The sequence below is a fragment of the Streptomyces sp. DSM 40868 genome (genome assembly GCF_011820545.1).
Classification (GTDB): domain Bacteria; phylum Actinomycetota; class Actinomycetes; order Streptomycetales; family Streptomycetaceae; genus Streptomyces; species Streptomyces eurythermus.
Map to the genome: position 1 here is coordinate 8,785,826 of NZ_CP050504.1, position 22,296 is coordinate 8,808,121.

The window sequence follows — 22,296 nt, forward strand, 5'->3', positions numbered from 1 at the left end:
CTCAGCCGAGCGCCTTGACCGCCTGGTAGTAGGTCCACGCGGTGCTGTCGCACGCGGTCTTCGTGGCGCCGGAGTAGGTGGCGCAGACGCGCTTGAGGTCCTCGTAGAGGGCGCTGTCGAGCCGCGGCTTGTTGGCGCTGAAGGTGCCGGCGGCCTTGTAGTTGCGGTAGCCGAAGTCATGGCGGGCGCAGGACGTGGCGAAGGGGAAGCCGAAGGGGTTGTCCGGCGAGGAGGAACAGTAGTCGGTCGACCAGTCGAACCCGTACGCGGACCAGGCGGCCTGGTTGGCCCGGGCGGCCACCCAGAGGTTGTAACTCGACGCGCTGGTCTGGGTCCAGCTCGCCAGGACCTGGGACTTGTCGGCGGGAGCGGCGTCGGCGGCGGTGGCACCGCCGACGGTGGTGATCACGGCGAGCGCCGAGGCGGCCAGGCCGACGGACAGTCTTCGGTGCATCCCACACCTCCATGAGACCGCGACTCCCCGTGAGTCGCAGGTACATGACAAGTATGTGACGCCTCAACACTACGTTCTGACAACGGTGTTGCCTTGAACCGTTGAATCTTGGCTGAATTCACCTGATCGACCACCGTCCGCCCGAGGCGCCGGGCCCTGATCAACGGCCTGCCGCCAACCGCATTGCCGACACCAAGTCCGCTGCGCGGTCGTATTGTTGGCTGATGCGCGCACACCCCATCGACCGCCCGGCCGACCTCGACGTGGTACGCGAGTCCTACGACCGGGTGGCCGACAACTACGCCCACATGGTGGTGACGACGGGAGTCGGCGACATCCGTGGCTCAAGGCGTCGATCGATGCCTTCGCCGACACCGTGAGCGGGCTCGGTCCTGTCCTCGACGTCGGCTGCGGTCCCGGAACGGTGACCGCCTACCTTGCCGAGCGCGGACTCGACGTGTCGGGGGTTGACCTCTCCCCTCGCATGATCGAGAACGCGCGCCGCCTTCATCCGCGCTGCTGCTTCAGCGTCGCTTCCCGCCACCGACCTCGACCTCGGTGAAGCCTCCCTCGGCGGCGTGCTCGGGTGGTGGTCGCTGTTCAACCTCCCCCGTGATGTGCTTCCCCAGGTACTCGCCCTGTTCGCACGCGCGTTGAAGCCGGGCGGGCACTTCATCACCGCGACACATGTCGGCGACGAGGACGCGGTGCGTACCGAGGCATACGGGGGCGTACCCGTTCGTTGGACGACACACAAGTGGCAACCGGAGCAACTCGTCGACCTGATCGAGCGGGCCAGCCTGCACCCGGTCGCCGAACTCCGGCTCCCCGCCGAGGAGTACAGCGGGCCCGGTGTGGTCGTCATGGCCAAGCGCCCCGGCTGACGACCGGACGGGCGGCCGTACGGCACAGGCCGGGGCCCGCCGGGAAGTGCCGGCTTCGGTCAGCGGTGCTCGGGTTCCACCGGGAGCCACAGTTCGGCGTCGGCCTCGGTCCTCTCCGGCGACAGGCGGGTGCGCAGGATCTCGGGACCCGGGCGGCCACGGTACGGATTCGACGGGAACCACTCGGTGAACACGCCCCGCCACAGTTCCTGGATGGCCTGGGGCACCGGTCCGGAGGCGGTGAAGACGGCCCAGGTGCCGGCCGGTACGTTCAGCGTGGTCGTACCCGCGGGCGCGGCCGCGGAGGTGATCACGGCGTGGTAGTAGTCGAGTTCGGTGTACTCGGCCCGGCCGGGGTCCAGGTCGTCGCAGACCGAGACGATGCCGTGCGGCTCCTGGTCCGACAGTTTCTCCAGGAGCGTCAGGGCTTGCGGGCCGATTCCCCGGACGAAATCCGCGATCGCCCGGTTCGGCCCGGCATGCACCAGCGGTACCCGGGCCTTGAACCCGACGACGCTGAAGGCCGCCTTGTCCACGACCCGGTAACGCATATCGCTTCTGCCCTCGATGGTGAGGCGGAAGGCCATCCTGGACTGGGAATTGAGCGCGGCGCCGGTACGCCGTGCCTCGCCCGGCCCGATGCCGTGCATGGCGCGGAACGCCCGCGCGAACGCCTCCCCGGAGCCGTAGCCGTAGCGCACCGCGATCGTCAGCAACGTCTCGCGTCCCGCGAGGACTTCGGCTGCCGCGAGGGTGAGCCGACGGCGCCGGATGTACTCCGACAGCGGTACGCCCGCGAGCGCGGAGAAGATCCGGCGCAGGTGGTACTCCGAGGTGCCGGCGACGCGTGCCAGCTCCTCCGCCCCGATCTCGCGGTCGAGATGACGTTCGATGTGCTCCAGAGCCTGATTCAGCCGCTCCAGCATGCCCGGTCTCCTTCCTCCGGCGTCCACCACGCCGCACCCGCTCGGTCACTCGGGGCCGTGGCCGGCGCCGTCCCCGTCCGGCCCCGGGGTGGCGTGCCCCAGGCCCCGGCGGATCGCGATCTCCACGGGCGAGTACGCGCCGTCGGCCCGCTCCAGTTCGTACGGCGCGGCCGGCATCAGCGGCGGCTGGGCCATGAAGCGCGGCCGCACCCCATGGTGCGGTTGCGCCGCGTGCACCAGGAACGGATGGCACAGGAACACGTCACCCGGGGACCCGGTGGCGAGGGCCGGCGGCCGGTGTTCGGACGCCGCCACCAGATCGGGGGCAAGGGTCGGCGCGCTCGCCCCCTCTTCCCCGTACTTCTCCAGCACCTTCGGCACATCGAGGTGGGAGCCGACCCGGATCCGGGTCGGGGCGTCCTCCGCACCGACCTCGCTGAACAGGAACAGCATCAGCAGCGCCCGGCCCCGGGAACGCAGATTGGTGAAGTACCAGCTCTCACCCTCCGGCAGATAGCTCCCCTCGATGTGCCAGCCCGTGTCGTCGGGCTCCTCCTCGTGCGGGAAGCGCAGCGGGAACGTGCCCAGCGAGTAGCGCGGCTCCCAGCGTCCGGCGCCCACGAGCAGGTCGTACGCGCGGTGCAGGGCGGGGGAGTTGGGTGCGGCGGCGAACGGTCCCTGCGCCATGCCGGGCACCCGGTGCACGGGCCGCGTCCACGTCGCCGGGTCGTCCGGGTCGCAGCCCGTCTCTCGCCACAGCAGCCGCGCGCAGTCCGCGGCCACGCGCGGCGCGACGGCACCCTCCAGCTTGACGAAGCCGTCGCGGAGGAAGCGGGAAACCAAGGTCGTGTCATCCATGCCCTCATCGTGTGCCGGCGCCGGCCCCGACCACCCGACATTTTCCGCACCACGTTTGTCGGGTGGAACCTCCGGATCGGGCGGATCACGTCTCCTCGAGGCCGTCGTGCGGCGTTGCGCCTGTGCACCGTCCGGGGGGCTACGGCTTGGTCCTACTCGTCCGGGTCCCAGGCCAGGAGCTGGTGGAAAAGGCGCCGTTCGCCATCCATCTTCAGGGAGTCCGCCGGTATACGGCCGTACAGGACCAGCACCAGCTCACCGGCCGTGCCCCGCAGGGAGGCGTCGGCCGCGGTGGCGGGCGCCGTGCCGGGGCCGGGCAGGCGGGCGGTCCGTGCGCCGTCGGCGGAGAGCGTGAGGCGCCAGGAACGGCCCTCGGTGGCGTGGTAGTCGACGGCGGCAGGCTCATGCGGCCAGGCGCTCGTCGTCGCACAGCAGGTGGACAGGAACTCCTCGACACCGTCGAGCGCCACCTCGTCCGGCAGCGGCCGCGGGGCGCCCGCGGTGATCTGGGCGTCGTAGGTGTGCAGCGCCACCTCCTGGAGCTGGTGCCGGGCGGCGGCACCGGCCGTCTGCGGCGACTGCGACGTGCCCCACCACGTCCAGCAGCCGCGATCCGGGCCGGACTCCCGCAACGCGGCCAGTAGTTGCCGCACCGATGCGGCCCACCAGTCCAGCAGGGCCTCGCGCTCCCGAGGCACAGCCGACGCGCCCCATGCGGACTTGGGCGGGGGAGCGTCGGCAGGCCCTGCGGCCACGATGGCGGCCCACTTCCTGCGCCCCTCGCCCAGATGCCGCACCAGGTCGAACAGCGTCCAGTCGGGGCAGGTGGGCACCTGCGCGTCAAGGCTGGGCGCGGAGGCGACCGCGGCGCTGAAGGCGGTCGCCCGCTCGTCGGTCAGCCGCAGCAGATCGGGGAACTCCAGAGTCTCTTCCACTCCGGGTGTCTATCACCGTGATCCGGCAACCGACAGCGATTTTCGCAGGTGACGCGGCAAGCGCGGCACGAGCCGCGCGCCACCCGCGCGGTCTGGGGCCGCGTTCAGGCGAGGGCGGTGACCAGCAGGGCGAACGCGGCGATGATCACGGCGACCCGGACGTGGTGGAAGCGGTCCCAGCGGTTCAACTGCCGCTTCCAGTCGGCCGGCAGGCCATCGGCGGTCCACGTCTTGACCCGGTTGTTGATCGGGACGAGCAGCAGCACCGACATGATCACGCTGCAGACCAGCAGCGCGACCGCGGTGATGACCAGGCCGGGCTGGCCCGCGAGCGCCTCATCGTGGCGACGGCTCGCGAACTCGCCGAGGAGCAGGGCTGGGACGCGGTCACCACCCGCCGGCTCGCCGAGCGCATCGAATACAGCCAGCCCGTCCTCTACAGCCACTTCCGGGGCAAACGCGAGATCATCGGCGCCGTCGCCCTCGAAGGCGCCACCGAGATGGCCGCGGCGATGCGGGCCGCGGCCGCCGCCGCGGACGGACCCCGCGCCCGGGTCACCGCCCTCGCCCGCGCCTACCTCGACTTCGCCGCGCGCGGCCCCGCGGTCTACGACGCCCTGTTCCGGCTCGACGGCGGCCTGGTCTTCGCGGACGAGGAGACTCCACAACCCCTGAAGGACGCCTTCGCGGCCCTGCTGGAAACCCTCGACGAGGTCGCCGGGGACGGCGTCGATCCGGGACTGTTCACCGAGGTGTTCTGGGCGGCCCTGCACGGGCTGGCTACCCTGTCCCGGGCGGGACGGCTGCTGCCGGAGGATGCCGAGCGCAGGGTGGAACTGCTGGTGGACAGGCTCGCCGTGGTCTGACGCACCTTCGGAGAGGCGATCAGTCCCGGGCGGGCTCCACGATGCGCGCCGGGGCGAGCCCGCCGGAGTTCGGCCGGTGCTTCGTTCACACGGTGCCGCCGGCCTTGCCCGGGCGTGCCGGCCTCATCCGGGGACCGTCGTGCGGAAGCGGGCCCGGTAGACCGTCGGCGAGAGGCCCAGCGCGTTCTGGAAGGCCCGCCGCATCGCCTCGGCGGAGCCGAAACCGGCGCGCGCCGCGACGGTCTCCACGGGCTCGGTGCCCGACTCCAGCAGAGCCTGTGCCGCTTCGAGGCGAATCGCCTCCGTATAGCGTCCGACCGTCGTCCCGACGTGCGTCCGGAAGAGCCGGTTGAGATGGCGTACGCTCACCCCGGCGCCGCGCGCCAGAGCGGTCAGGTCGTGCTCCGCGCCGGGATCCGCGCCGATGAGGTCCATGACCTGCCGGACCACGGGATGCGTGGACTCCCGCAGGGTCAGCCGCGCGCTGAACTGCGACTGCCCTCCCGGGCGCGCCATGAAGACCACGAGTTCCCGTGCGACCTCCCGCGCCACGTCGGGACCGTGGTCCTGCTCGACCAGGGCGAGGGCGAGGTCGATGCCCGCCGTCACCCCGGCCGAGGTGATCACATGACCGTCGCGGACGAACAGGGCATCCCGCTCCACGGTGACATCGGGGTAGCAGAGTGCCAGTTCGGGGGCCAGACGCCAGTGCGTGGCGGCCCGCCGTCCGTCGAGCAGGCCGGCCTCGGCCAGCATGAACGCACCGGCGCACACCGAGGCCACGCGGCGGGCACGGCCGGCCAGGTCCTTCGTCATGGCCACCAGCGCCGGGTCGGCGACGGCTTCGCGCCACTCCCGCCGGCCCGGCACCAGCAGGGTGCCCAGCTGGTGCGGCAGGTCGTGCCGGCCCGCGTCGGCGTCCAGCCGGACGGGGGCGGAGGTGGCCACCGGCCCGGGAGCGGCGGAGACGACCCGCACGTCGTACCGGGCCCCGTACGCGTTCGCCGTCGTGAACACCTCGGCGGGACCGGCCACGTCCAGCAGCTGGACGCCGGGGAAGGCCAGGATCACCACGACCTGCCCCGGCCGCCGGCCACTCACTCCGGCCACGGCGAGTCGAGGACCGTCCGCACGAAGTCGCCTCGCTCGAACCCCGGCACATAGTGCTCCAGGACATCGGCTTTGATGTTGCCGAAGGTCGTCTCCGGCTTGGGACGGATGCCCCGGGTGAAGGCCTCCAGGATCCGCCGCTTGAAGTCGGGACGGGGATGCAGGGCGAGCACGGCCGCGCGGTCGGCGGGTGCGATGTCGCCGTAGCCGATGCCCAGGACGTCGTACTCCACACCGGCGGTGACCAGCGCGACCTCGGGTTCCATGAACTCCGGGATGCCGGGTGTGGTGTGCAGGGCGATCGCCGTCCACACGCGGCGTACGCCGTCCTCGGGCACTTCGTGTTCCCGCAGGAACCGGCGGGCCGCCTCCGCCCCGTCGACCTCGAAGCGCCGGCCACTGTCGTGGAAGCGCCGGCCGAGGCCGAGATCGTGGAACATGGCGCCGATGTACAGGAGTTCGGGGTCGTAGTCGAGGCCGCGCCGACGGCCCTGGAGGGCGCCGAACAGATAGACCCGGCGTGAGTGGTGATAGATCAGCTCGCTCGTCTCGTCCCGCACCAGCTCGGTCGCCTCCCGGGCAAGCCTTGTGTCCGGCACACCGACTCCGGCGACCAATATGTCGTCAGTCATCTTTCCACCCCATGTCTCCCAGGCGTACGCGCGGGCTCGCGCCGTGACCTCAGTCTTGTCCGCGCGGCCGGGCGGCACCATGTCCGTACGGACGGGCATCCCACAGATCTGGACACCGCTGCGGTGCCGGGCCTGGGCCCGGGGCACTCACCGCCCCGGCACCCGGCCCGGCCGAGCCGTCGATCGCCGGTTCGGCCGGGTTCCGCACAACGCCGGCTCGCCTACCGCACCGCGGTCAGCCTCGCGTATACCACTACGTTGCCCAGGTAGCCGGTGTCCTTGGCGTAGCCGCCGCCGCAAGTGATCAGCCGGAGCTCGGGCCGGCCGGAACCGCCGTAGACCTTCTCGCTGGGGAACTGCTTCTTGTCGTAGAGCTCGACGGCGCGGACGGTGAACACAGCAGTCCGCCGGTCCGTCCTGCTGATCTCGATGGTGGCGCCCTCGGTCAGGGCGCCGAGGTCGTAGAAGACACCGGGTTCTCCGGCGGGTGTGTCCACATGCCCGGTGACGATGGCGGTGCCCGCCGAGCCGGGAGGGACGCCGTCGCCGTACCAGCCGGCGAGGCCGGGTTCGTCAGGGGGCGGAGTCCGTAGCCTCCCTGCCGCGTCCAGGCCCACGCGTGTCAACGGGGCATTGACGCCGATGGCGGCGATCCGGAGCCGGACCGGGTCCGCCGGGGGCAGCGGACGGACCGTCGGGGGAGCGGGGTCCGTGGAAGCGGAGAAGGTCTGGCCCGCCGAAGGCCGCGGCGGCTCCTCGTCATGGACCCCGCTGATCAGCAGCACCGCGCCCGCCGCCATCGCCCAGCCCAGGGGGACCACAGCGGGGAGGAGCGGCCGTCGGGGTGGGTGGGGGTGGTGTGCGGGTGCCATCGCGGTGGGGCCTTCTCGTCACGGCGGATGCGGTCGCGTCAGGTTCCGCGGTTCCGGGTCAGGTTCCGTCGGCGTTCGGGCGGCGGCACAGCCAGACCACACCGGCGGCGGCCGTGAAGAGCAGTCCGCCCCCCAGGGCGAACCCCATGCCCGAGTCGTCGACCGGTCCGAAGCCGGCGTCGACCGAGCCCTCGGGAGAGCGGCCGGTGATCTGGTACGTCCCCGTGACCTTGGTGAGCGGCGGGCACTTCAGGGTGATGGTGTCGCTGCCCGGCTCGGTGCCTTCCGGGATCTGGAACTCACCGGTGAGCACGCCCTCCTCGTCGCCGCCGAAGAGGTGGAAGTCCCCTCCCGCCTCCGATGTGCCCTTGCCGTAGTCCGCGTCAGGGTCGCAGGCGCTCGTACTGACCGTGACCGTGGAACCCGGGGAGGCATTCCACGGATCGATACGGATATCCGAGTCATCAGCGGCGGCAGCGGCCGGAACCTGCAGTCCCAGGGCACCGAGAGCCAGGACGACACTGGCACCCATATGTGTGTAACGCATGCGAATCCTCCAACGGACAGCGCTCGGCCTGTCTGCGCGGTACCTCTCTTGTGTTCCGCTCACGAGGCAACCGACAGTCCGTCGGTCCCGCAACCCGACGCGTCACGACATGTGTCACTCGTTCAGGTGCGATGGGGGTTCCGCTTGATCGCTTGCGCAGGTCACCGCCGCGAAGGCCAGGGTCGGGCGTCACCCACCACCCCGTCCCCATAACGGTGAAGCCGGCCGTGTGTCTCGCACGGTGCGGGAGTGTCAGAGGTCGCCGTGCCGGGAGTGGCGTGGCCTTCCCGGGCGCCGGCGTCGTCACCCGTAGGGACACTGGGGAGGGCCGGCCCGGACCCCACCCGGTGCGCTTTCGGCGCCATCCATGTCGGCCCACCGTGTCGTGCCCTCGTCGGGACGTCGTCGCCGAGCGTGGCGGCCGGCCGGCCTCGGCGGCGGAGGGTTCGCCGTGGTCGCGACCGGGCGTCAGCACCTGCGCTGTCCACGGCCTTTGTCACTCGTTCGGCCGGGCGAGCCGGGCGGTCCTACCGGAGGACGACATCGCGGCCCTGACCGCCGTCGACGGTGTCCTTCCCTGGACCGCCGCTGACCAGGTCGTCACCGCCCTCGCCGTACAGCGTGTCGTCACCGGGGCCGCCGAGGACGATGTCACGGCCGTCCCCGCCCATGGCGTGATCGTCGCCCGGGCCGGCGTACACGGTGTCCGCACCGCCGTACGCCTCGAGCATGTCGTTGCCCCGGCCGCCCCACAGCCGCTGGTCGCCGTCGTCGCCCATGAGGTGGTCCGTGCCGTCGCCGCCGTCGAGGACCGCGCGTCCCATGACCATGTCGTCCCCCGCGTCACCCCGCACCGTGTGCGCGGTGTGGGCGTGCAGTTCGTCGTCGCCGGGGCCGCCGCGGACGGTGGCGACCCCGGGGTCGCTGGTGACGACCGTGTCGTCGCGGTCGCCGAGGAAGATGTCGATCCTGTCCGGCCGGGGGCCGCCGGTGGGCAGTTCGCAGACGACGAAGGTGTGGTCCCCGGGATCGAGGTACGCGCAGTGGTCACCGGGTGCGAGCGGGAACGCGTCCCGGAAGCCGACCTGCCGGACGCCGGCGCCGCGATCCATGGGGAACACGTGGAGGTCGTTGGCCTGTTCCTCGGCGGCGGTGAAGACGATCGACCGGGCCGCCCAGTCGGCGCCGACGCGGGCCTCCGCCCGGGTGGCGGCGGGGGCGGCGACTGCCGGGGCGGCGGCGAGGCCGGTGGCGAGGGCGGTGGTGAGAACGGTGGTGAGGCCGCTGGTGAGCAGGGTGACGGCGACCGGGCGGGTGGTGGTTCCTTGTCTGTTGTTCACGGGACCTCGTGTCGATGTGGCGAGCGGGTGGTTCGGTCTCCTGGCGGGGCTGCGGGGCTGCGGGGCTGCGGGGTTGCGGGGCTGGAGGGCTGGCGGGGCTCGTGGGGTTGGCGCGGCCGGCGGGCAGGGCTCGCCGGGGGGTATGGCGGGGCTGGGCGGGCGGCGGTGACGGGAGCGCCCTCGTGACCGCTCTGCCGGCCGTGCCTGCCGGATCCGACGTGCCTGCTGGATCCGCCGTGCTGCCGGCCCCGCCGGCCCGGACTGGACGCGCCGTTGGATTCGCCGCGCCCGCTGGATCCGGTCGGCCAGGGCCCGGGCCGACCGGCGGCCCGCCCGCAGCTCCCCCGTCCCGCCCGTAGCTCCCGGACGCCTGAGGGTGAGCTTTCCGGTTCCTGCTGGGCGAGCCCCCGGTCCCCTGCACGGCGCGGCCCCGGCTCTCTCCCGCCGGGGTCCGGTCCCCGCTGCCCCCCGGGACGAGCACCCGAGGGGCACCGGCGGCACACGCGTCAGCTCACGTTCACGTCCACGCAGGCGTAGAACGCGTTGGCGGTGTCGGCGATGTTCCACACGGCCAGCACCTTCTGCTTGCCGGTCAGACTGCCGAAGTTCACCTGGTGGGTGACGGTCTCGCCCGGCCGGGCGCCACCGTCGTTGAACTCCGCGATCTTCCGGCCACCCGCGTAGTACTGCCAGGTGCTGGTGGCGTGCCGTGCCGTCAGCCGCCAGCTGAAGCTGGTCGTCCGGCTGACCGGGGTGACCCTCCAGCCCTTGCTGTCGTTGTCGAGCTCGGCGAAGGCGGCGTTCCCTCCGCTGCAGCTCATCAGACCCTTGGGGCCCTCCACGCTCTGCGGCTCGTACTTGATGGAACCGCAGGAGACCAGGCCGGCGGCGCACTGGGCCTGCCGGCTGGGGGGCGAGGATATGTAGCCGTGCGCGCTCGCGCTGCCGGCCGGCAGGCTCACGGCCAGGAGCGGGGCGATCCCCGCGCCGATGGCGGCGGCCAGCATCTTCTTGCTCTTCATGACAACTCCTGTGGGGGTTCGTGCCCGTCGATGCGAAGGCAAAGGCGGGCATGAGCATGTCAAGCAACGGCACTATGGCCGTAGGGGCGACCATGTGCAGTGACGGAAGCGTACCCTGCTTGGTCTAGACCAAACCAGTCCTCGGACGCGAGAGTTGGGTCCGACCGCACTCGGGGGCGCGGCGCTTCACCGTCGGCGTGCTCTCGTGCGCAGGCCGTCCATGAGCAGGTCGAAGAGCCGGGTCGCGCGCGGCCGCCAGTCGTCGTGCGGGTCGAGCTGCCACAGGCCGGCTATGGCGAGGAAGAAGTCGTCCGCGGTGACGCCGGGGCGAATGGTGCCGGCTTCCTCGTTGGCGCGGAGCAGCAGTTCCGCCGCATGGGCCACGGGTGTCGGAGACGGCTTCGCGGGGCCGCCCGGTGCACTGGTCACCTGCCGGATCGCGTCGGCCAGTCCGGCCTTGGTCATGGCGAACTCGGACAGCCGGTCCATCCAGGCGCGCAGGGCCTCGTCGGGTGCGCGGGTGTCCAGCAGGTGCCGGGCGCTGTCGGCGACCTGCTGCATCTCGTGGCGGTAGATCTCGAGGACGAGGGATTCACGGTTGGGGAAGTTGCGGTAGAAGGTGCCCTGCCCGACGCCGGCCTTCTTGGCGATCCCGCTCAGCGGGGTGTCCGCGCAGCGCGACAGCTCGGCGAGCGCCACTTCCAGGATGCGCTCGCGGTTGCGCTGGGCGTCGGAGCGTCGGCATGAGTCCCCCTGCTGAGGCATGCGTCCCCCTTAAGGCGTGGCCAAAGCTCGCCCTTGCTAAGCGGACAGCTGTCCGTTAGATTCCAAGGAAACGGACAGCTGTCCGTTCGCGCCTACCATAGCGGCCGCAACGGCCCTGTGGCAGTCGCCGGCTGCACTGTCCGGCCTCGTACCCGCATACCTTCGCTTCGCCCGCCGCCGGGCGCAGGCCCGCACGACGCGCTCCACCCACCGCTGTGTCCCGGTTGTCGGCCCACCCGTCTGTCCTGAATCGCGAAAGAAGCAGCGCATGGCCTTATCGACGTCCAGTGTCATCACTTTGAAGATCAACGGCGAGAAGCACACGCTGCCCGTCGACCACCGCACCACCCTGCTCGACGCACTGCGCGAGCGGCTCGATCTGACCGGCACCAAGAAGGGCTGTGACCAAGGGCAGTGCGGTGCCTGTACGGTCCTGCTGGACGGGCGCCGGGCCGTGGCGTGCCTGCAACTGGCCGTCGCGGCCGAGGGCCGGGAGATCACCACCATCGAAGGCGTCGCCGACGGCGAGCGGTTGCACCCCGTGCAGCAGGCCTTTCTCGACCTCGACGGCTTCCAGTGCGGTTACTGCACGCCGGGGCAGATCTGCTCGGCGATCGGAATGATCCAGGAGCACGCGGCGGGCTGGCCGAGCGCCGTCACCGAGGACGTCCGTCCGCAAGCGGGGCCGCCGCCCCTGACCGCCGACGAGATCAGGGAGCGGATGAGCGGAAACCTGTGCCGCTGCGGCGCCTACGTGGCGATCGTCGAGGCGGTGGCCCGCGCGGCGGAGGCGCACACCGGCGAAGGACACGAGGACGCCGCGACGGGCGGGGCCAAGGAGGCCGTGATATGAGGGAGTTCGGCTATCAGCGGGCGTACGACGTCGCCGGTGCCGTGGCACTGCTCGACGCCGCCCCGGACACCCGCTTCCTCGGCGGCGGCACCAACCTGGTGGACCTGATGAAAACGGGTGTCGAGCGTCCCGCACGGCTCATCGACATCCGCGAGCTGCCGCTCGACCGGATCGAGGTGACAGCCGAGGGCGGACTGCGCATCGGTGCCACCGTCACCAACGGCGACCTGGCCGCCCACCCCGAGGTCCGGCGCCGCTACCCCGCGCTCGCCCAGGCCGTGCTGGCCGGTGCGTCGGGGCAGCTGCGCAACATGGCCACGGTCGGCGGAAACCTGCTCCAGCGCACCCGCTGCGGCTACTTCACCGACGTCAGTCAGCCGTGCAACAAGCGTGCCCCCGGCAGCGGTTGCCCCGCCATCGCGGGTGAACACCGCAACCACGCGATCCTGGGCGCCTCCGACCACTGCGTGGCCGTACACGCCTCGGACATGGCCGTGGCCCTGACCGCCTTCGACGCCGTGGTCCACTACGAAACAGCGGACGGGCCGGGCGAGTCGCCGCTCGCCGACTTCTACCTGCCCGTCGGCGACACCCCGCACCGGGAGACCGCCCTGCCGGCGGGCGCGCTGATCACCGGCGTCACGCTGCCGCCGGCCCCGGTCGCCGCCCACTCCCGCTACCGCAAGGTGCGCGAGCGCGCCTCCTACGCCTTCGCCATCGGCTCCCTCGCCGCCGCCCTCGACATCCGGGACGGCATCGTGACGGACGCGCGCCTGGCCTTCGGGGCCGTCGCCTCCAGGCCGTGGCGGGCCTCGGCCGCCGAGCGGGTCCTGACCGGAGCGCCGGCCGCCCCCGAGACCTACGCCGCCGCGGCGGACGCCGAACTGGCGGCGGCCCGCCCACTGCCCCGCAACGGCTACAAGGTGGACCTGATCCGCAACCTCACGGTGACCGTCCTGACCGAACTCGCGGAGGAAACCGCCCGATGAGCACCGCCACCACCACGACGTCCGCACCCGCACCGTCCGTCGGCACCGGCCACACCCGCGTCGAGGGACGGGACAAGGTCACCGGAGCGGCCCGCTACGCGGCAGAGGTGCCCTTCGCCGGCCTCGCCCACGGCTGGCTGGTGCTGTCCACGATCGCCCGCGGCCGGATCCGCTCCCTCGACACCGAATCCGTCCTCGCCATGCCGGGCGTCCTCGCCGTGCTGGACCACCGCAACGCCCCGCACCTGAACACCGACTACACCGGCCTGCTGGGCTTGCGGCCCGACCCGACCTGCGCCGTGTTCCAGCACGACCGGGTGCCGCACCTGGGCTGGCCGGTCGCGCTGGTCGTCGCGGAGACGTCCGAGCAGGCGAGGGAGGCCGCCGAAGCGCTCGTCGTGCACTACGAACAACAGCCGCACGACGTCGAGTTGACGGGCGATCACCCCGATGCCCACCCGGTGGACGGTCATGAGCCGGCGGTGACGGAGAAGGGCGACCTGGACGCCCGGCTGGCCTCCTCCGCCTTCGTCGTGGACGTCGAATACACCACTCCCGAAGAGCACCACAACCCCATGGAGCCCCACGCGGCCACCGCCCGCTGGGACGACGGACGGCTGGAGGTGACCGACTCCAACCAGGGCGTCACCTGGGTTGCCGGCGAACTCCAGAACCTCTTCTCCCTCGACCCGGCCTCCGTGCGCGTACGCTCCGAACACGTCGGCGGCGGCTTCGGCAGCAAGGGGGTCCGGGCCCACCAGGTGGCCGCCGTGATGGCCGCGACCCTCCTGCAACGGCCCGTACGCGTAGCCCTGACCCGGCGTCAGATGTTCGCGCTGGCCGGCCACCGCAGTCCCACCGTCCAGCGCGTCCGGCTCGGCGCCGACGCCGACGGACGGCTGCGCGCACTGGAGCACCGCTCCGTCAGCCGCACCTCCACCGTGTACGAGTTCGTCGAACCGAGCGCCGGGGTGGCGCGGGTGATGTACGACGCCGACGCCCACCACACCGCCAATCACGTCGTGCCGCTCGACGTGCCGTCCCCGACGTGGATGCGCGCCCCGGGGGAGGCTCCCGGATCGTTCGCACTGGAGGCGGCCCTCGACGAACTCGCCGAGAAATGCGGGATCGACCCGATCGAACTGCGTCTGCGCAACGAACCCGAGACGGGCCCGGTGTCGGGCCTGCCGTTCGCGGGACGCTACCTGGCCGCCTGCTTCCGGGAGGGCGCCCGCAGGTTCGGCTGGGCGGACCGGGACAGCCGCCCCGGAGTGCGCCGGGAGGGGCGCTGGCTGCTCGGCACCGGCACGGCGGCGGCCTCCTTCCCGGCGGGCTCGGCACCGTCCACCGCGAGCGCCACCGCGCATCCGGACGGCACGTTCACGGTACGGATCTCCGCGGCCGACATCGGCACCGGCGCCCGTACCGCACTCGCCCTGATCGCCGCCGACGCGCTCCAGGTGTCCCCGGAGCGGATCCGGGTGCGCATCGGCGACAGCGACTTCGGCCCCGCGATGATCGCCGGCGGCTCCATGGGCACCCGCTCCTGGTCCTGGGCCGTCGAGGCGGCGGCCGGTGAACTGCGCGAACGACTGGCCCTCGGCACCGACATCCCCGCGCAGGGCCTCACCGTGCGATCGGACACCACCGAGGCCGTCCAGGCCCTCGGCCCCGCCGAACGGCACTCCTACGGCGCGCAGTTCGCCGAGGTCGCCGTGGACGTCACCACCGGCGAGGTGCGGGTGCGGCGCATGCTCGGCATCTTCGCGGCGGGCCGGATCGTCAACCCGCTCACCGCCCGCAACCAGCTCCTGGGCGGCATGGTCTGGGGCATCTCCATGGCCCTGCACGAGGAGGCGGCCCGGGACCGTGCCTCCGGTGGCGTCGTCGGCGCCGACCTCGCGGGCTACCACGTGGCCACCCACGCCGACGTGCCCCGCCTCGAGGCCGACTGGATCGAGGACACGGACCCCGACGATCCCGTCGGCATCAAGGGCGTCGGTGAGGTCGGCATCGTCGGCGCCGCGGCCGCCGTCGCCAACGCGGTCTGGCACGCCACCGGCGTACGCCACCGCAGCCTGCCCATCCGGCCGGACCGCGTCCTCGCGGCCGCCGCGGGAGCGCCGGATGCTTGACCTGGCAGGGGAACTCCACCGCTGGACCGAGGAGGGCCGGGAATTCGCCGTCGCCACCGTGGTGGCCGTGGGCGGCAGCGCACCGCGCGGAGTCGGCGCCGCCCTCGCCGTCGACCGCGAGGGCACCGTCATCGGCTCGGTCTCCGGCGGCTGCGTCGAGGGCGCGGTGTACGAGCTGTGCGCTGCGGCGCTGCGGAGCGGTGAGAGCGTCCTCGAACGGTTCGGCTACAGCGACGCCGACGCCTTCGCCGTGGGGCTGACCTGCGGCGGAACGATCGACGTACTGATCACGCCGGTGGCGGCGCGGGCCCCCGAGCGGACGGTCCTCGGGCCGGTGCTGTCCGCCGCCGCCCGAGGCGAACCGGCGGCCCTCGCCCGGGTCGTCCGCGGCCCCGCCGAACTCCTCGGGCGGGTGCTGTCGGTCCGCTCCGACGGCATGGCCGAGGGCGGTCTCGGCGGTCACCCGGACCTGGACCGGACGGCGGCGGCCGAGGCCCGGGCGATGCTGGAGGCGGGCCGCACCGGCACCGTGGAGCTCTCCGCGGACGGCTCGCACTGCCCCGGCGGTGTGACGCTGCTGGTCGAGTCGAACGTGCCGCCCCCGCGCATGATCGTCTTCGGCGCGGTCGACTTCGCGTCCGCGCTGGCCCGGGCCGGGAAGTTCCTCGGCTACCACGTGACGGTCTGCGACGCCCGCCCCGTCTTCGCCACCCGCGACCGCTTCCCGGACGCCGACGAGGTCGTGGTCGACTGGCCGCACCGCTACCTGAGGCGCACCGGGACCGACGCCCGTACGGTCCTGTGCGTGCTCACCCACGACGCCAAGTTCGACGTGCCCCTGCTGAAGGCGGCCCTGCGGATGCCGGCCGCGTTCGTGGGCGCGATGGGATCACGCCGTACCCACGAGGACCGCGACCGGCGGCTGCGGGCCGAAGGCGTGACCGAACGCGAACTGGCCCGGCTGCGCTCACCGATCGGCCTCGACCTCGGCGCCCGCACACCGGAGGAGACGGCCCTCTCGATCGTCGCGGAGATCGTCGCCACCCGGCGGGGCGGAACGGGCGTCCCCCTGACCGGTTCCGGCACGCCGATCCATCACGAGACGGGAGAGGGAAGCAGGCAGGCGGTCGCCTGACGGCCCTCGGCAGGGACGACGAGCGGCGGGGTGCTCACCCTTCTCCGGTACGAGGGGAGGGCACCCCGCCCGTCGGCGAGGTGCCCGGCACACCGGCCTGCGCGGGCGGGCGGGCACTCGGACTCAGACCGCCGAGAGGGAGTCCAGCGCCAGGCACAGCCGCTCGGTGTCCTCGTCGGTGTTGTAGTAGTGCACCGACGCACGCACCACTTCGGACAGGCCGCGCGCGCCCAGGTCGTAGCGGGCCGAAGTGATCGCCGACACACTGGTGTTGACGCCTGCCGCGGCGAGCTGTCGCCGCACCTCGGCCGCGGGCACGCCGTCGACGGTGAACGTGACGATGCCGCACAGACGCCGGCCACGGTCCTGGACGGTCACTCCGGGCGTCTGCGCGAGCCGGTGCCGCAGCCGTGCGGCGAGAGCCGTGACCCGCTCCTCGATCGCTTCGATGCCCCAGCCCAGAGCGTAGTCCGCAGCGACACCGAGACCGATCTTCGCCGCGTAGTTGGTTTCCCACGCCTCGAACCGCCGGGCGTCGGACCGGATGTCGTACGTTTCCGGACCGGTCCACGTCGCGGCGTGCAAGTCGAGGAAGGGCGGCTCCAGTTGCTCGATGAGCCGTTCGGAGACGTAGAGGAAGCCGGTACCGCGCGGTCCGCGCAAGAACTTGCGCCCGGTCGCCGACAGCATGTCGCAGCCGATCTCGCTTACGTCGACGGGCAGTTGCCCCACCGACTGGCAGGCGTCGAGCAGATAGGGGACGCCGGCGGCGCGGGTCAGCCGGCCGATCTCCGCCGCGGGGTTCACCAAGCCGCTCTGGGTGGGCACATGGGTGACGGCGACGAGCTTGACGTCGTCGTCCAGGCGCCGTCGCAGGTCCGCCACCGACAGTTGGCCGTGTTCGTCGTCGTCGATCACCTCGACGCGGGCGCCGGTGCGGCGGGCCACCTGCAGAAAGGCGATGACATTGCTGGCGTACTCGGCGCGGGAGGTCAGGATGCGATCGCCGGGCCGGAAACGCATCGCGTAGAAGGCCATGTCCCAGGCCCGGGTGGCGCTTTCGACCACGGCGACCTCGTGCGGCCGGCAGCCGATCAGGCGGGCGATCGACTCGTAGACCGCGTCGAGTTCAGCGGCCCGGGCCATCGAGGCCTCGTAACCGCCGAGCCGCGCCTCCAGCCGCAGATGGTCGATGACGGCTTCGAGGACCGGAGCCGGGGCGAGTGCCGCGCCGGCGTTGTTGAGGTGTACGACGTTCGCGCACCCGGGAGTCTCCCGGCGGGCACGGGCCACGTTCACTGCTTCCGGCACGGCACTCCTTCACGTTCGCCCTGGCGGGCACGGGGCAGACTGCGACGCTCCTGGGATTCTCCCTCGTCCGGAGGATCCGTCGCGCCCTCGCCCTGCCGACCGCGCGGGAGGGAGGGTCACCACCGCAGGATGAGGCGCCTCGGTGACCTGAAGCCGCGGCCTTCGACGCCGTCGGTGTCCAGGGCGGGACGGCCCGGTCCCACCCGTGGTGCCATACGGGCCAGCCCGGCGAGGATCTCGCCGGCCTCGAGGGCGGCCAGGTGCCGGCCGAGGCAGATGTGCGGGCCGGTGCCCATGGCCAGGTGCGGCAGCGGCCGCCGGTGGATGTCCAGGCGGTCCGTGTCGGTGGAGCACCGGCGCAGAACCCAGGTCAGCGGGCACTCCCAGCGCCGGCACTCCTGGATCACGGCCGTGGCCCCCCGCTCGGTGGCGCGGGCGGTCTCCAGGAGTGCCGGGTCGGAGAGGACCGCGTACATCAGCGTGGCGAGGGAACGGAACGGCGGTTCGGTGCCGGTGGACAGCAACAGGCGTACCGTGGGCAGGAGTTCGGGTCCGGTGCCGATCACCGGGTCCTCGTGGCGCAGGAGCCGGCCCACGAGGCTGCGCGCGGGCCACGCCGAGGGTGTGCCGAGCCACTCCGCCACGGCGGTGGCGATCTTTCCGTCGGCGTCGTCGAGCAGCCCGACCGCCCAGGTGTACAAGGTGCCGATCCGTGTTCCGGGCGGAAAACCGATGATGCCCGCTATGGTCGTCAGCGCCACCGGGAAGGCCAGGTCGCCGACCAGGTCCCCACCGCCCTGGTCCGCCAGGGCGCGCAGCCGGGCGTCGACGCTCCGGCGGACGCGGGACCGCTGCTCGGTCACGGCCTGCCGGTGGAAGCCTCCGTGCAGCGCGTTCCGCCGGGCCCGGTGCTCGGCGCCGTCCATCTCGAGGAACGACCGGCCGACCACCCGGCCCATGCTGTCGGCGTAGGCGGCGGAGGAGAAATCCCGTAGGACACCACGTGCCAGGCCGGAGTCCCGGGCGTGCCGGGCACGCGGGCGCCGGTCAGTACCGCTTCCAGCGTGGACCGGTGGACCGGGCCCCGGTGGCGCAGGGCGGCGAACTCCGCGTGCGGGTTCCCGGGCGGTGGCCCGCTTCGGTCCGTGTCGAAGGTGTGCACCAGGGCGTAGGCCGCGGCCAGGTCCTCGGCGACGCCGTCGGGGCCCGCGTCGAGGAACGGCGGAACGGCCGTCATGACGCCTCGCCCCCGGCCTGGCACTCCGGCGCGGAAGCACCGTCGGCGTCTGCTCCGAGGCGCAGTACCGCGGTGCACAGGCGCGTCTCCGCGGGGCGCCGGAGCCGGTTTCCGACGGTGGAGGACTGCCGGGGCCCGGGCCGGCGCACCTCGAAGCCCAGCCGTCGCAGGAACGCGATGCCCGGCGCCCAGTCCGGCGGGCAGGTGGCCGTGACGCGCCGCGTGCCCCGGGCCTCGGCTTCTCGCAGCAGATGCCGCGCCGCCCGCGTGCCGAGTCCCGCGCCGCGTACCTGCGGGTGGAGGAGGAACAGCCCCACCGAGCAGGTGGCCGGGTCCGGATGGCCCTGCACCGCGTCGACCAGGCCCACCGGGACGCCCTCGTGCCACAGCACCAGCAGGTGCTTCTGGTCGAAGTCCGCGCCCTCGGGCAGGGAGTAGTACAGACTCTGCACGTCCCCGGGCAGCGCGGCCGAGCCGGTGGCGGCCGTGAAGTAGTCCTCACAGGCCGCCAGCAGACGGGCGACACCGGCCTCGCCCTCCGGCGCCAGCGGCCGGACGGCCGGTTCTCCCGGGGCGCGGGTCCCGAAGGTCTCCATCTCTCACAACCACTGTGCGAGCTTCCGCGCACGAGGGGCGAGGTGTCAGAAAAGAGTCCATAAAGTCGCCTGGTTTCAAGTGCTGTTGCTTTGATGCCGGGTACCGCGGTGTGGTGTGGTGTGTCGTCCGGCGACCGCCGGCTCCCGCCTGACCGTCGACAAGGAAAACACCCACCCATGGAATTCGGTTGGCTGTCCGACCGTCGTACGGCTCCCGTTCGTGCGGTGCCGCTCAGCCGGTTGGTCACCGCGAACGCGCTCAGTTCGGTCGGGGACGGCGCGCGGTTCGCGGCGCTGCCCCTGCTGGCGGCGGCCGTCACGCGGGACGTGTTCTGGGTGTCGGTGGTCGCCGCCGCCGGGCGGGCGCCCTGGCTGCTGGCACCGCTCATCGGCACCCTCGTCGACCGTACGGAGGCGCGCCGGTCCATGGTGGGAGCCGATCTGGCCCGCTGCGCGCTGCTGGCGGCGCTGACCGCGGCGACGGTCGTCGGGTGGGTGCCCGTCATGTCGCTGGTGGTGCTGGCCTTCCTCTGTGGCGTCGCCGAGGTGTTCTTCGACAGCGCGGCCCAGGCGGTCGTACCGGGGCTGGCCGAGGACCGGCAGCTGGAGCGGACGAACGCCCGGATCATCGGGGCGCAGATCACGGGCACCGGTTTCCTCGGGCCGCCGCTCGGGGCGGCGCTGTGGACGGTCGGGCAGCCCTGGCCGTTCGCGGTGGACGCGGTGACGTTCCTCGGTTCGGCGCTCCTGCTCAGGGGCTTGCCCCGGTTCGGTCCGGGGGAGCGGACGGAACGCGGGGTCGCCGGTCTGCTGCGCGGCACGTGGGCCGGCCTGCGGCTGCTCGGCGGCAACCGGGTGCTGCGCCGCCTGATGGCGGTGGTCGCGGTGCTCGGCGTGGGTCAGCAGGCGGTCTACGCGGTGCTCGTCGTGTACGTGGAGGGCAAGCTCGGCCTGCCGTCCTGGGGTTACGGCCTGATGCTGGTGGCGGCGGCCCTCGGCAGCCTGGCCGGAGCCAGGTCGGCGGCGTGGACGGCGCACCGGCTGGGCACCGCGCGGAGCCTGATCGCGTCGGTGACCGTGTCCGCGCTCACCTACCTGGTCGTCGCGGTACTGCCGTGGTGGCCGCTGGTGGCGCTGATGCTCGCGGGGAACAGTGCCGCCGTGGTGCTGTGGAACGTCTGCACGGTCTCGCTGCGGCAGCGGCTCACCCCGCCCGGGATGCTGGGCCGTGTCACCAGCGGCTACCGCCTCGCCGCCTGGGGGACCATGCCCGTCGGCGCCGCGCTCGGCGGCGTCCTCGCCGGACGCGTAGGCCCCGGAGCCCCCTGGGCCACGGCGGGCCTGCTGCTCCTGGCATGCCTGCCACTTCTGCGCGGCATGCCGCCGGCGCGATCGCCGCAGGCGGACGAATCCGGCACGGAGACGGCCCGCGACGAGTGCGCCGGGAAATAGCGCCGTTCCACGCCGTCGTTCTCACGGAAGCCGGCGACTGCGACAGCCACAGGTTGCTCCGGGAAGTCACCGCCTCTTTTCGCTCCGTGCGAGGGCGGATGGAAATGGATCGCGCGAAATTTTCCGGCACCGACAATGCCCCCTTATCCGTCACCAGCATTTCGGTGACGCGGACGTCGCCGACAGCCGAGGTGACCGGATCCGGCGCCTGGGTGCCCTGTCTGCACAAGGAAGGCGACCGCAGAGCGCTTACAAGGGCTAACACAATGGGGTGGATCCGTCCTAGTTGCCGTGTCCGGGGTGGGAGTTGAGCGGTGCGTCCGGCGTGGGGACGCCGCCGTGGATCGTGTCGATCGACCATCTGATCCCGCTCGCAGAGGGATGGGACTCCGGCGCCTCCGCTTGGTCGCCGGCGGAGTGGAAGGCCTATGCCAACGACTTGGGCGACGGGCGGGCGTTGAGCGTGGTGTCGGCCGCGTCGAACCGGTCGGAGGCGGACCAGGACCCGACCAGGTGGCTCCCGCCTGCCGAGAGCTACCGCTGCCAGTACGCCACCGACCGGGTCGCCGAGAAGTCGCGCTGGAGCCTGAGCGTCGACTCCGGTGAGGAAGCCGTGCTGGCGGAGACTCTCGACCGCTGCGGGCCAGCCGACCTGCCCGCCCCACTGCCTCTCGGCATCAGGCGGTGCTGAACCCGGTGCGGGATCCGGGGTGCTGAACAACTGCCCGTTCGGTCACCCTCCGCGCAGTGTCTCGATCTCGCGGGCGAGGGCGAGGCAGGCGTCGATGACATCGCGTGCGGCGCCGGGTGTGACGCCGTTGGAGAGGTGCTGGGCGCGGTCGCGCAGACCGCGCAGGCGCGTCAGGACGGCCGCGCTGCCGGTGGGCAGGCCGCACGCGACCAGCGCCCTGCCGAGGGACGCCACGTCGGCCGGCTGCCAGCCCAGACCGCGCGCCAGGACAGCCTCCCGGCAGAGCCGTTCCAGTACGTCCCATGCCGTGACGACGGCCGCCGTCGGCACGGAGTCGGCCATGCCCCTGGCGACGCGGAACCCGTCCCGCCACACCGGCCCGGGCCTCTGCTCCGCCGGGTAGGGCGCGACAGGCCCGGGGTGGAGCACGACCGGCCCGAGGGAACCGGGTTGCCCCGGCTGGGGTTGGCCGTACACGGGTCCGCCGAGACCAGGCTGCTGAGGCTGGCCCTGCCCGGGCCCGCCTGGAGCGGGCTGTCCCGGCTGGGTGTGGCCATGCCCGGGCCCGCCCGGAGCGTGCCCCGGCGGGGGGTAGCCGTATCCGGATCCGGCTGGGGCAGGCAAGGGGTAGTCCGTGCTCTGGCCGTTGCCCGAGGGCGGCCCGGCGGGTGCCGGCACACCGTGGG

General features: G+C 72.6%; 22 protein-coding genes and 2 pseudogenes. 8 read left to right on the forward strand and 16 right to left on the reverse strand.

Annotation, left to right across the window (positions count from 1 at the left end; all coding sequences use genetic code 11):
* Position 1 precedes the first annotated feature (1 nt).
* Positions 2 to 454 (reverse strand): phospholipase, encoded by a 453-nt coding sequence (locus HB370_RS39540; protein ID WP_167513106.1) that lies wholly within the window; start codon positions 452 to 454, stop codon positions 2 to 4.
* Between the two features lie 224 nt (positions 455 to 678).
* Between HB370_RS39540 and HB370_RS42785 the strand changes: the two are divergent.
* A pseudogene (locus HB370_RS42785) lies at positions 679 to 1,338 on the forward strand (class I SAM-dependent methyltransferase).
* Between the two features lie 59 nt (positions 1,339 to 1,397).
* Here HB370_RS42785 and HB370_RS39550 read toward each other — a convergent pair.
* The 4 genes and pseudogenes from HB370_RS39550 to HB370_RS39565 form a co-directional block, all read right to left on the reverse strand.
* Positions 1,398 to 2,264: an AraC family transcriptional regulator gene (locus HB370_RS39550; RefSeq protein ID WP_167513107.1), complete on the reverse strand. Its 867-nt coding sequence runs from the start codon at positions 2,262 to 2,264 to the stop codon at positions 1,398 to 1,400.
* A gap of 45 nt (positions 2,265 to 2,309) precedes the next feature.
* The gene (locus tag HB370_RS39555; RefSeq protein WP_167513108.1) at positions 2,310 to 3,122 is read right to left on the reverse strand and encodes a phytanoyl-CoA dioxygenase family protein; all 813 of its coding nucleotides are present in this window, start codon (positions 3,120 to 3,122) and stop codon (positions 2,310 to 2,312) included.
* Between the two features lie 152 nt (positions 3,123 to 3,274).
* Complete coding sequence (locus HB370_RS39560) at positions 3,275 to 4,057, reverse strand: maleylpyruvate isomerase family mycothiol-dependent enzyme (RefSeq protein ID WP_167513109.1); 783 nt, start codon at positions 4,055 to 4,057, stop codon at positions 3,275 to 3,277.
* A 104-nt stretch (positions 4,058 to 4,161) separates the two neighbouring features.
* Positions 4,162 to 4,374, reverse strand: a pseudogene (locus HB370_RS39565) (DUF1772 domain-containing protein); the annotation flags it as partial.
* A gap of 3 nt (positions 4,375 to 4,377) precedes the next feature.
* Between HB370_RS39565 and HB370_RS39570 the strand changes: the two are divergent.
* A complete protein-coding gene (locus HB370_RS39570) occupies positions 4,378 to 4,923 on the forward strand; it encodes a TetR/AcrR family transcriptional regulator (protein WP_167513386.1) in 546 nt (181 codons plus the stop codon).
* Positions 4,924 to 5,046: 123 nt separating this feature from the next.
* Here the strand turns inward: HB370_RS39570 and HB370_RS39575 are convergent, their stop codons facing one another.
* The 7 genes from HB370_RS39575 to HB370_RS39605 form a co-directional block, all read right to left on the reverse strand.
* Entirely contained in the window at positions 5,047 to 5,997 is a 951-nt protein-coding gene (locus tag HB370_RS39575) for a GlxA family transcriptional regulator (RefSeq protein WP_167513387.1), read from the reverse strand.
* Between the two features lie 23 nt (positions 5,998 to 6,020).
* Entirely contained in the window at positions 6,021 to 6,665 is a 645-nt protein-coding gene (locus HB370_RS39580) for an HD domain-containing protein (RefSeq protein WP_167513110.1), read from the reverse strand.
* A 221-nt stretch (positions 6,666 to 6,886) separates the two neighbouring features.
* Positions 6,887 to 7,537 (reverse strand): class F sortase, encoded by a 651-nt coding sequence (locus HB370_RS39585; protein WP_244405883.1) that lies wholly within the window; start codon positions 7,535 to 7,537, stop codon positions 6,887 to 6,889.
* Between the two features lie 58 nt (positions 7,538 to 7,595).
* Positions 7,596 to 8,084: a sortase gene (locus HB370_RS39590; protein ID WP_167513111.1), complete on the reverse strand. Its 489-nt coding sequence runs from the start codon at positions 8,082 to 8,084 to the stop codon at positions 7,596 to 7,598.
* A gap of 527 nt (positions 8,085 to 8,611) precedes the next feature.
* Positions 8,612 to 9,379, reverse strand: coding sequence for a calcium-binding protein (locus HB370_RS39595; protein WP_208974561.1), 768 nt, complete (start codon positions 9,377 to 9,379; stop codon positions 8,612 to 8,614).
* A 551-nt stretch (positions 9,380 to 9,930) separates the two neighbouring features.
* The gene (locus HB370_RS39600; protein ID WP_167513113.1) at positions 9,931 to 10,446 is read right to left on the reverse strand and encodes a lytic polysaccharide monooxygenase auxiliary activity family 9 protein; all 516 of its coding nucleotides are present in this window, start codon (positions 10,444 to 10,446) and stop codon (positions 9,931 to 9,933) included.
* 186 nt (positions 10,447 to 10,632) lie between these two features.
* Entirely contained in the window at positions 10,633 to 11,211 is a 579-nt protein-coding gene (locus HB370_RS39605; protein WP_167513114.1) for a TetR/AcrR family transcriptional regulator, read from the reverse strand.
* 268 nt (positions 11,212 to 11,479) lie between these two features.
* Here HB370_RS39605 and HB370_RS39610 point away from each other — a divergent pair, with 268 nt between their 5' ends.
* The 4 genes from HB370_RS39610 to HB370_RS39625 are packed head-to-tail and all read left to right on the forward strand — an operon-like array spanning position 11,480 to position 16,323.
* The gene (locus tag HB370_RS39610) at positions 11,480 to 12,064 is read left to right on the forward strand and encodes a 2Fe-2S iron-sulfur cluster-binding protein (RefSeq protein ID WP_167513115.1); all 585 of its coding nucleotides are present in this window, start codon (positions 11,480 to 11,482) and stop codon (positions 12,062 to 12,064) included.
* Positions 12,061 to 13,053, forward strand: a complete 993-nt coding sequence (locus HB370_RS39615) for a xanthine dehydrogenase family protein subunit M (RefSeq protein ID WP_167513116.1) — start codon at positions 12,061 to 12,063, stop codon at positions 13,051 to 13,053. Before HB370_RS39610 ends, HB370_RS39615 begins: the two co-directional genes overlap by 4 nt.
* Entirely contained in the window at positions 13,050 to 15,188 is a 2,139-nt protein-coding gene (locus HB370_RS39620) for a xanthine dehydrogenase family protein molybdopterin-binding subunit (RefSeq protein WP_167513117.1), read from the forward strand. Before HB370_RS39615 ends, HB370_RS39620 begins: the two co-directional genes overlap by 4 nt.
* Positions 15,181 to 16,323: an XdhC/CoxI family protein gene (locus tag HB370_RS39625; RefSeq protein WP_167513118.1), complete on the forward strand. Its 1,143-nt coding sequence runs from the start codon at positions 15,181 to 15,183 to the stop codon at positions 16,321 to 16,323. Before HB370_RS39620 ends, HB370_RS39625 begins: the two co-directional genes overlap by 8 nt.
* Before the next feature lie 123 nt (positions 16,324 to 16,446).
* Here the strand turns inward: HB370_RS39625 and HB370_RS39630 are convergent, their stop codons facing one another.
* From HB370_RS39630 to HB370_RS39640, 3 genes are all read right to left on the reverse strand, one after another.
* The gene (locus HB370_RS39630; RefSeq protein ID WP_167513119.1) at positions 16,447 to 17,634 is read right to left on the reverse strand and encodes an aminotransferase class V-fold PLP-dependent enzyme; all 1,188 of its coding nucleotides are present in this window, start codon (positions 17,632 to 17,634) and stop codon (positions 16,447 to 16,449) included.
* Positions 17,635 to 17,750: 116 nt separating this feature from the next.
* Entirely contained in the window at positions 17,751 to 18,593 is an 843-nt protein-coding gene (locus tag HB370_RS39635) for a cytochrome P450 (protein ID WP_167513120.1), read from the reverse strand.
* A 274-nt stretch (positions 18,594 to 18,867) separates the two neighbouring features.
* A complete protein-coding gene (locus tag HB370_RS39640; RefSeq protein WP_167513121.1) occupies positions 18,868 to 19,467 on the reverse strand; it encodes a GNAT family N-acetyltransferase in 600 nt (199 codons plus the stop codon).
* A 177-nt stretch (positions 19,468 to 19,644) separates the two neighbouring features.
* On the opposite strand from HB370_RS39640, the gene HB370_RS39645 reads away from it, so the two are divergent.
* On the forward strand, positions 19,645 to 20,919 hold the full coding sequence (locus tag HB370_RS39645) for an MFS transporter (RefSeq protein ID WP_167513122.1): 1,275 nt from the start codon (positions 19,645 to 19,647) through the stop codon (positions 20,917 to 20,919).
* 307 nt (positions 20,920 to 21,226) lie between these two features.
* The gene (locus HB370_RS39650) at positions 21,227 to 21,610 is read left to right on the forward strand and encodes an HNH endonuclease family protein (protein WP_244405885.1); all 384 of its coding nucleotides are present in this window, start codon (positions 21,227 to 21,229) and stop codon (positions 21,608 to 21,610) included.
* Between the two features lie 42 nt (positions 21,611 to 21,652).
* Here the strand turns inward: HB370_RS39650 and HB370_RS39655 are convergent, their stop codons facing one another.
* Entirely contained in the window at positions 21,653 to 21,952 is a 300-nt protein-coding gene (locus tag HB370_RS39655) for a hypothetical protein (RefSeq protein ID WP_167513124.1), read from the reverse strand.
* Positions 21,953 to 22,296: the final 344 nt, after the last annotated feature.

Coding starts and splice junctions, on each gene's coding strand:
- HB370_RS39620 (WP_167513117.1), top strand. CDS start 13,050: ATGAGCACCGCCACCACCACGACGTCCGCACCCGCACCGTCCGTCGGC.
- HB370_RS39555 (WP_167513108.1), bottom strand. CDS start 3,122: ATGGATGACACGACCTTGGTTTCCCGCTTCCTCCGCGACGGCTTCGTC.
- HB370_RS39635 (WP_167513120.1), bottom strand. CDS start 18,593: ATGGGCCGGGTGGTCGGCCGGTCGTTCCTCGAGATGGACGGCGCCGAG.
- HB370_RS39655 (WP_167513124.1), bottom strand. CDS start 21,952: ATGGCCGACTCCGTGCCGACGGCGGCCGTCGTCACGGCATGGGACGTA.
- HB370_RS39590 (WP_167513111.1), bottom strand. CDS start 8,084: ATGCGTTACACACATATGGGTGCCAGTGTCGTCCTGGCTCTCGGTGCC.
- HB370_RS39600 (WP_167513113.1), bottom strand. CDS start 10,446: ATGAAGAGCAAGAAGATGCTGGCCGCCGCCATCGGCGCGGGGATCGCC.
- HB370_RS39605 (WP_167513114.1), bottom strand. CDS start 11,211: ATGCCTCAGCAGGGGGACTCATGCCGACGCTCCGACGCCCAGCGCAAC.
- HB370_RS39580 (WP_167513110.1), bottom strand. CDS start 6,665: ATGACTGACGACATATTGGTCGCCGGAGTCGGTGTGCCGGACACAAGG.
- HB370_RS39625 (WP_167513118.1), top strand. CDS start 15,181: ATGCTTGACCTGGCAGGGGAACTCCACCGCTGGACCGAGGAGGGCCGG.
- HB370_RS39610 (WP_167513115.1), top strand. CDS start 11,480: ATGGCCTTATCGACGTCCAGTGTCATCACTTTGAAGATCAACGGCGAG.
- HB370_RS39540 (WP_167513106.1), bottom strand. CDS start 454: ATGCACCGAAGACTGTCCGTCGGCCTGGCCGCCTCGGCGCTCGCCGTG.
- HB370_RS39645 (WP_167513122.1), top strand. CDS start 19,645: ATGGAATTCGGTTGGCTGTCCGACCGTCGTACGGCTCCCGTTCGTGCG.
- HB370_RS39550 (WP_167513107.1), bottom strand. CDS start 2,264: ATGCTGGAGCGGCTGAATCAGGCTCTGGAGCACATCGAACGTCATCTC.
- HB370_RS39615 (WP_167513116.1), top strand. CDS start 12,061: ATGAGGGAGTTCGGCTATCAGCGGGCGTACGACGTCGCCGGTGCCGTG.
- HB370_RS39640 (WP_167513121.1), bottom strand. CDS start 19,467: ATGGAGACCTTCGGGACCCGCGCCCCGGGAGAACCGGCCGTCCGGCCG.
- HB370_RS39585 (WP_244405883.1), bottom strand. CDS start 7,537: ATGGCACCCGCACACCACCCCCACCCACCCCGACGGCCGCTCCTCCCC.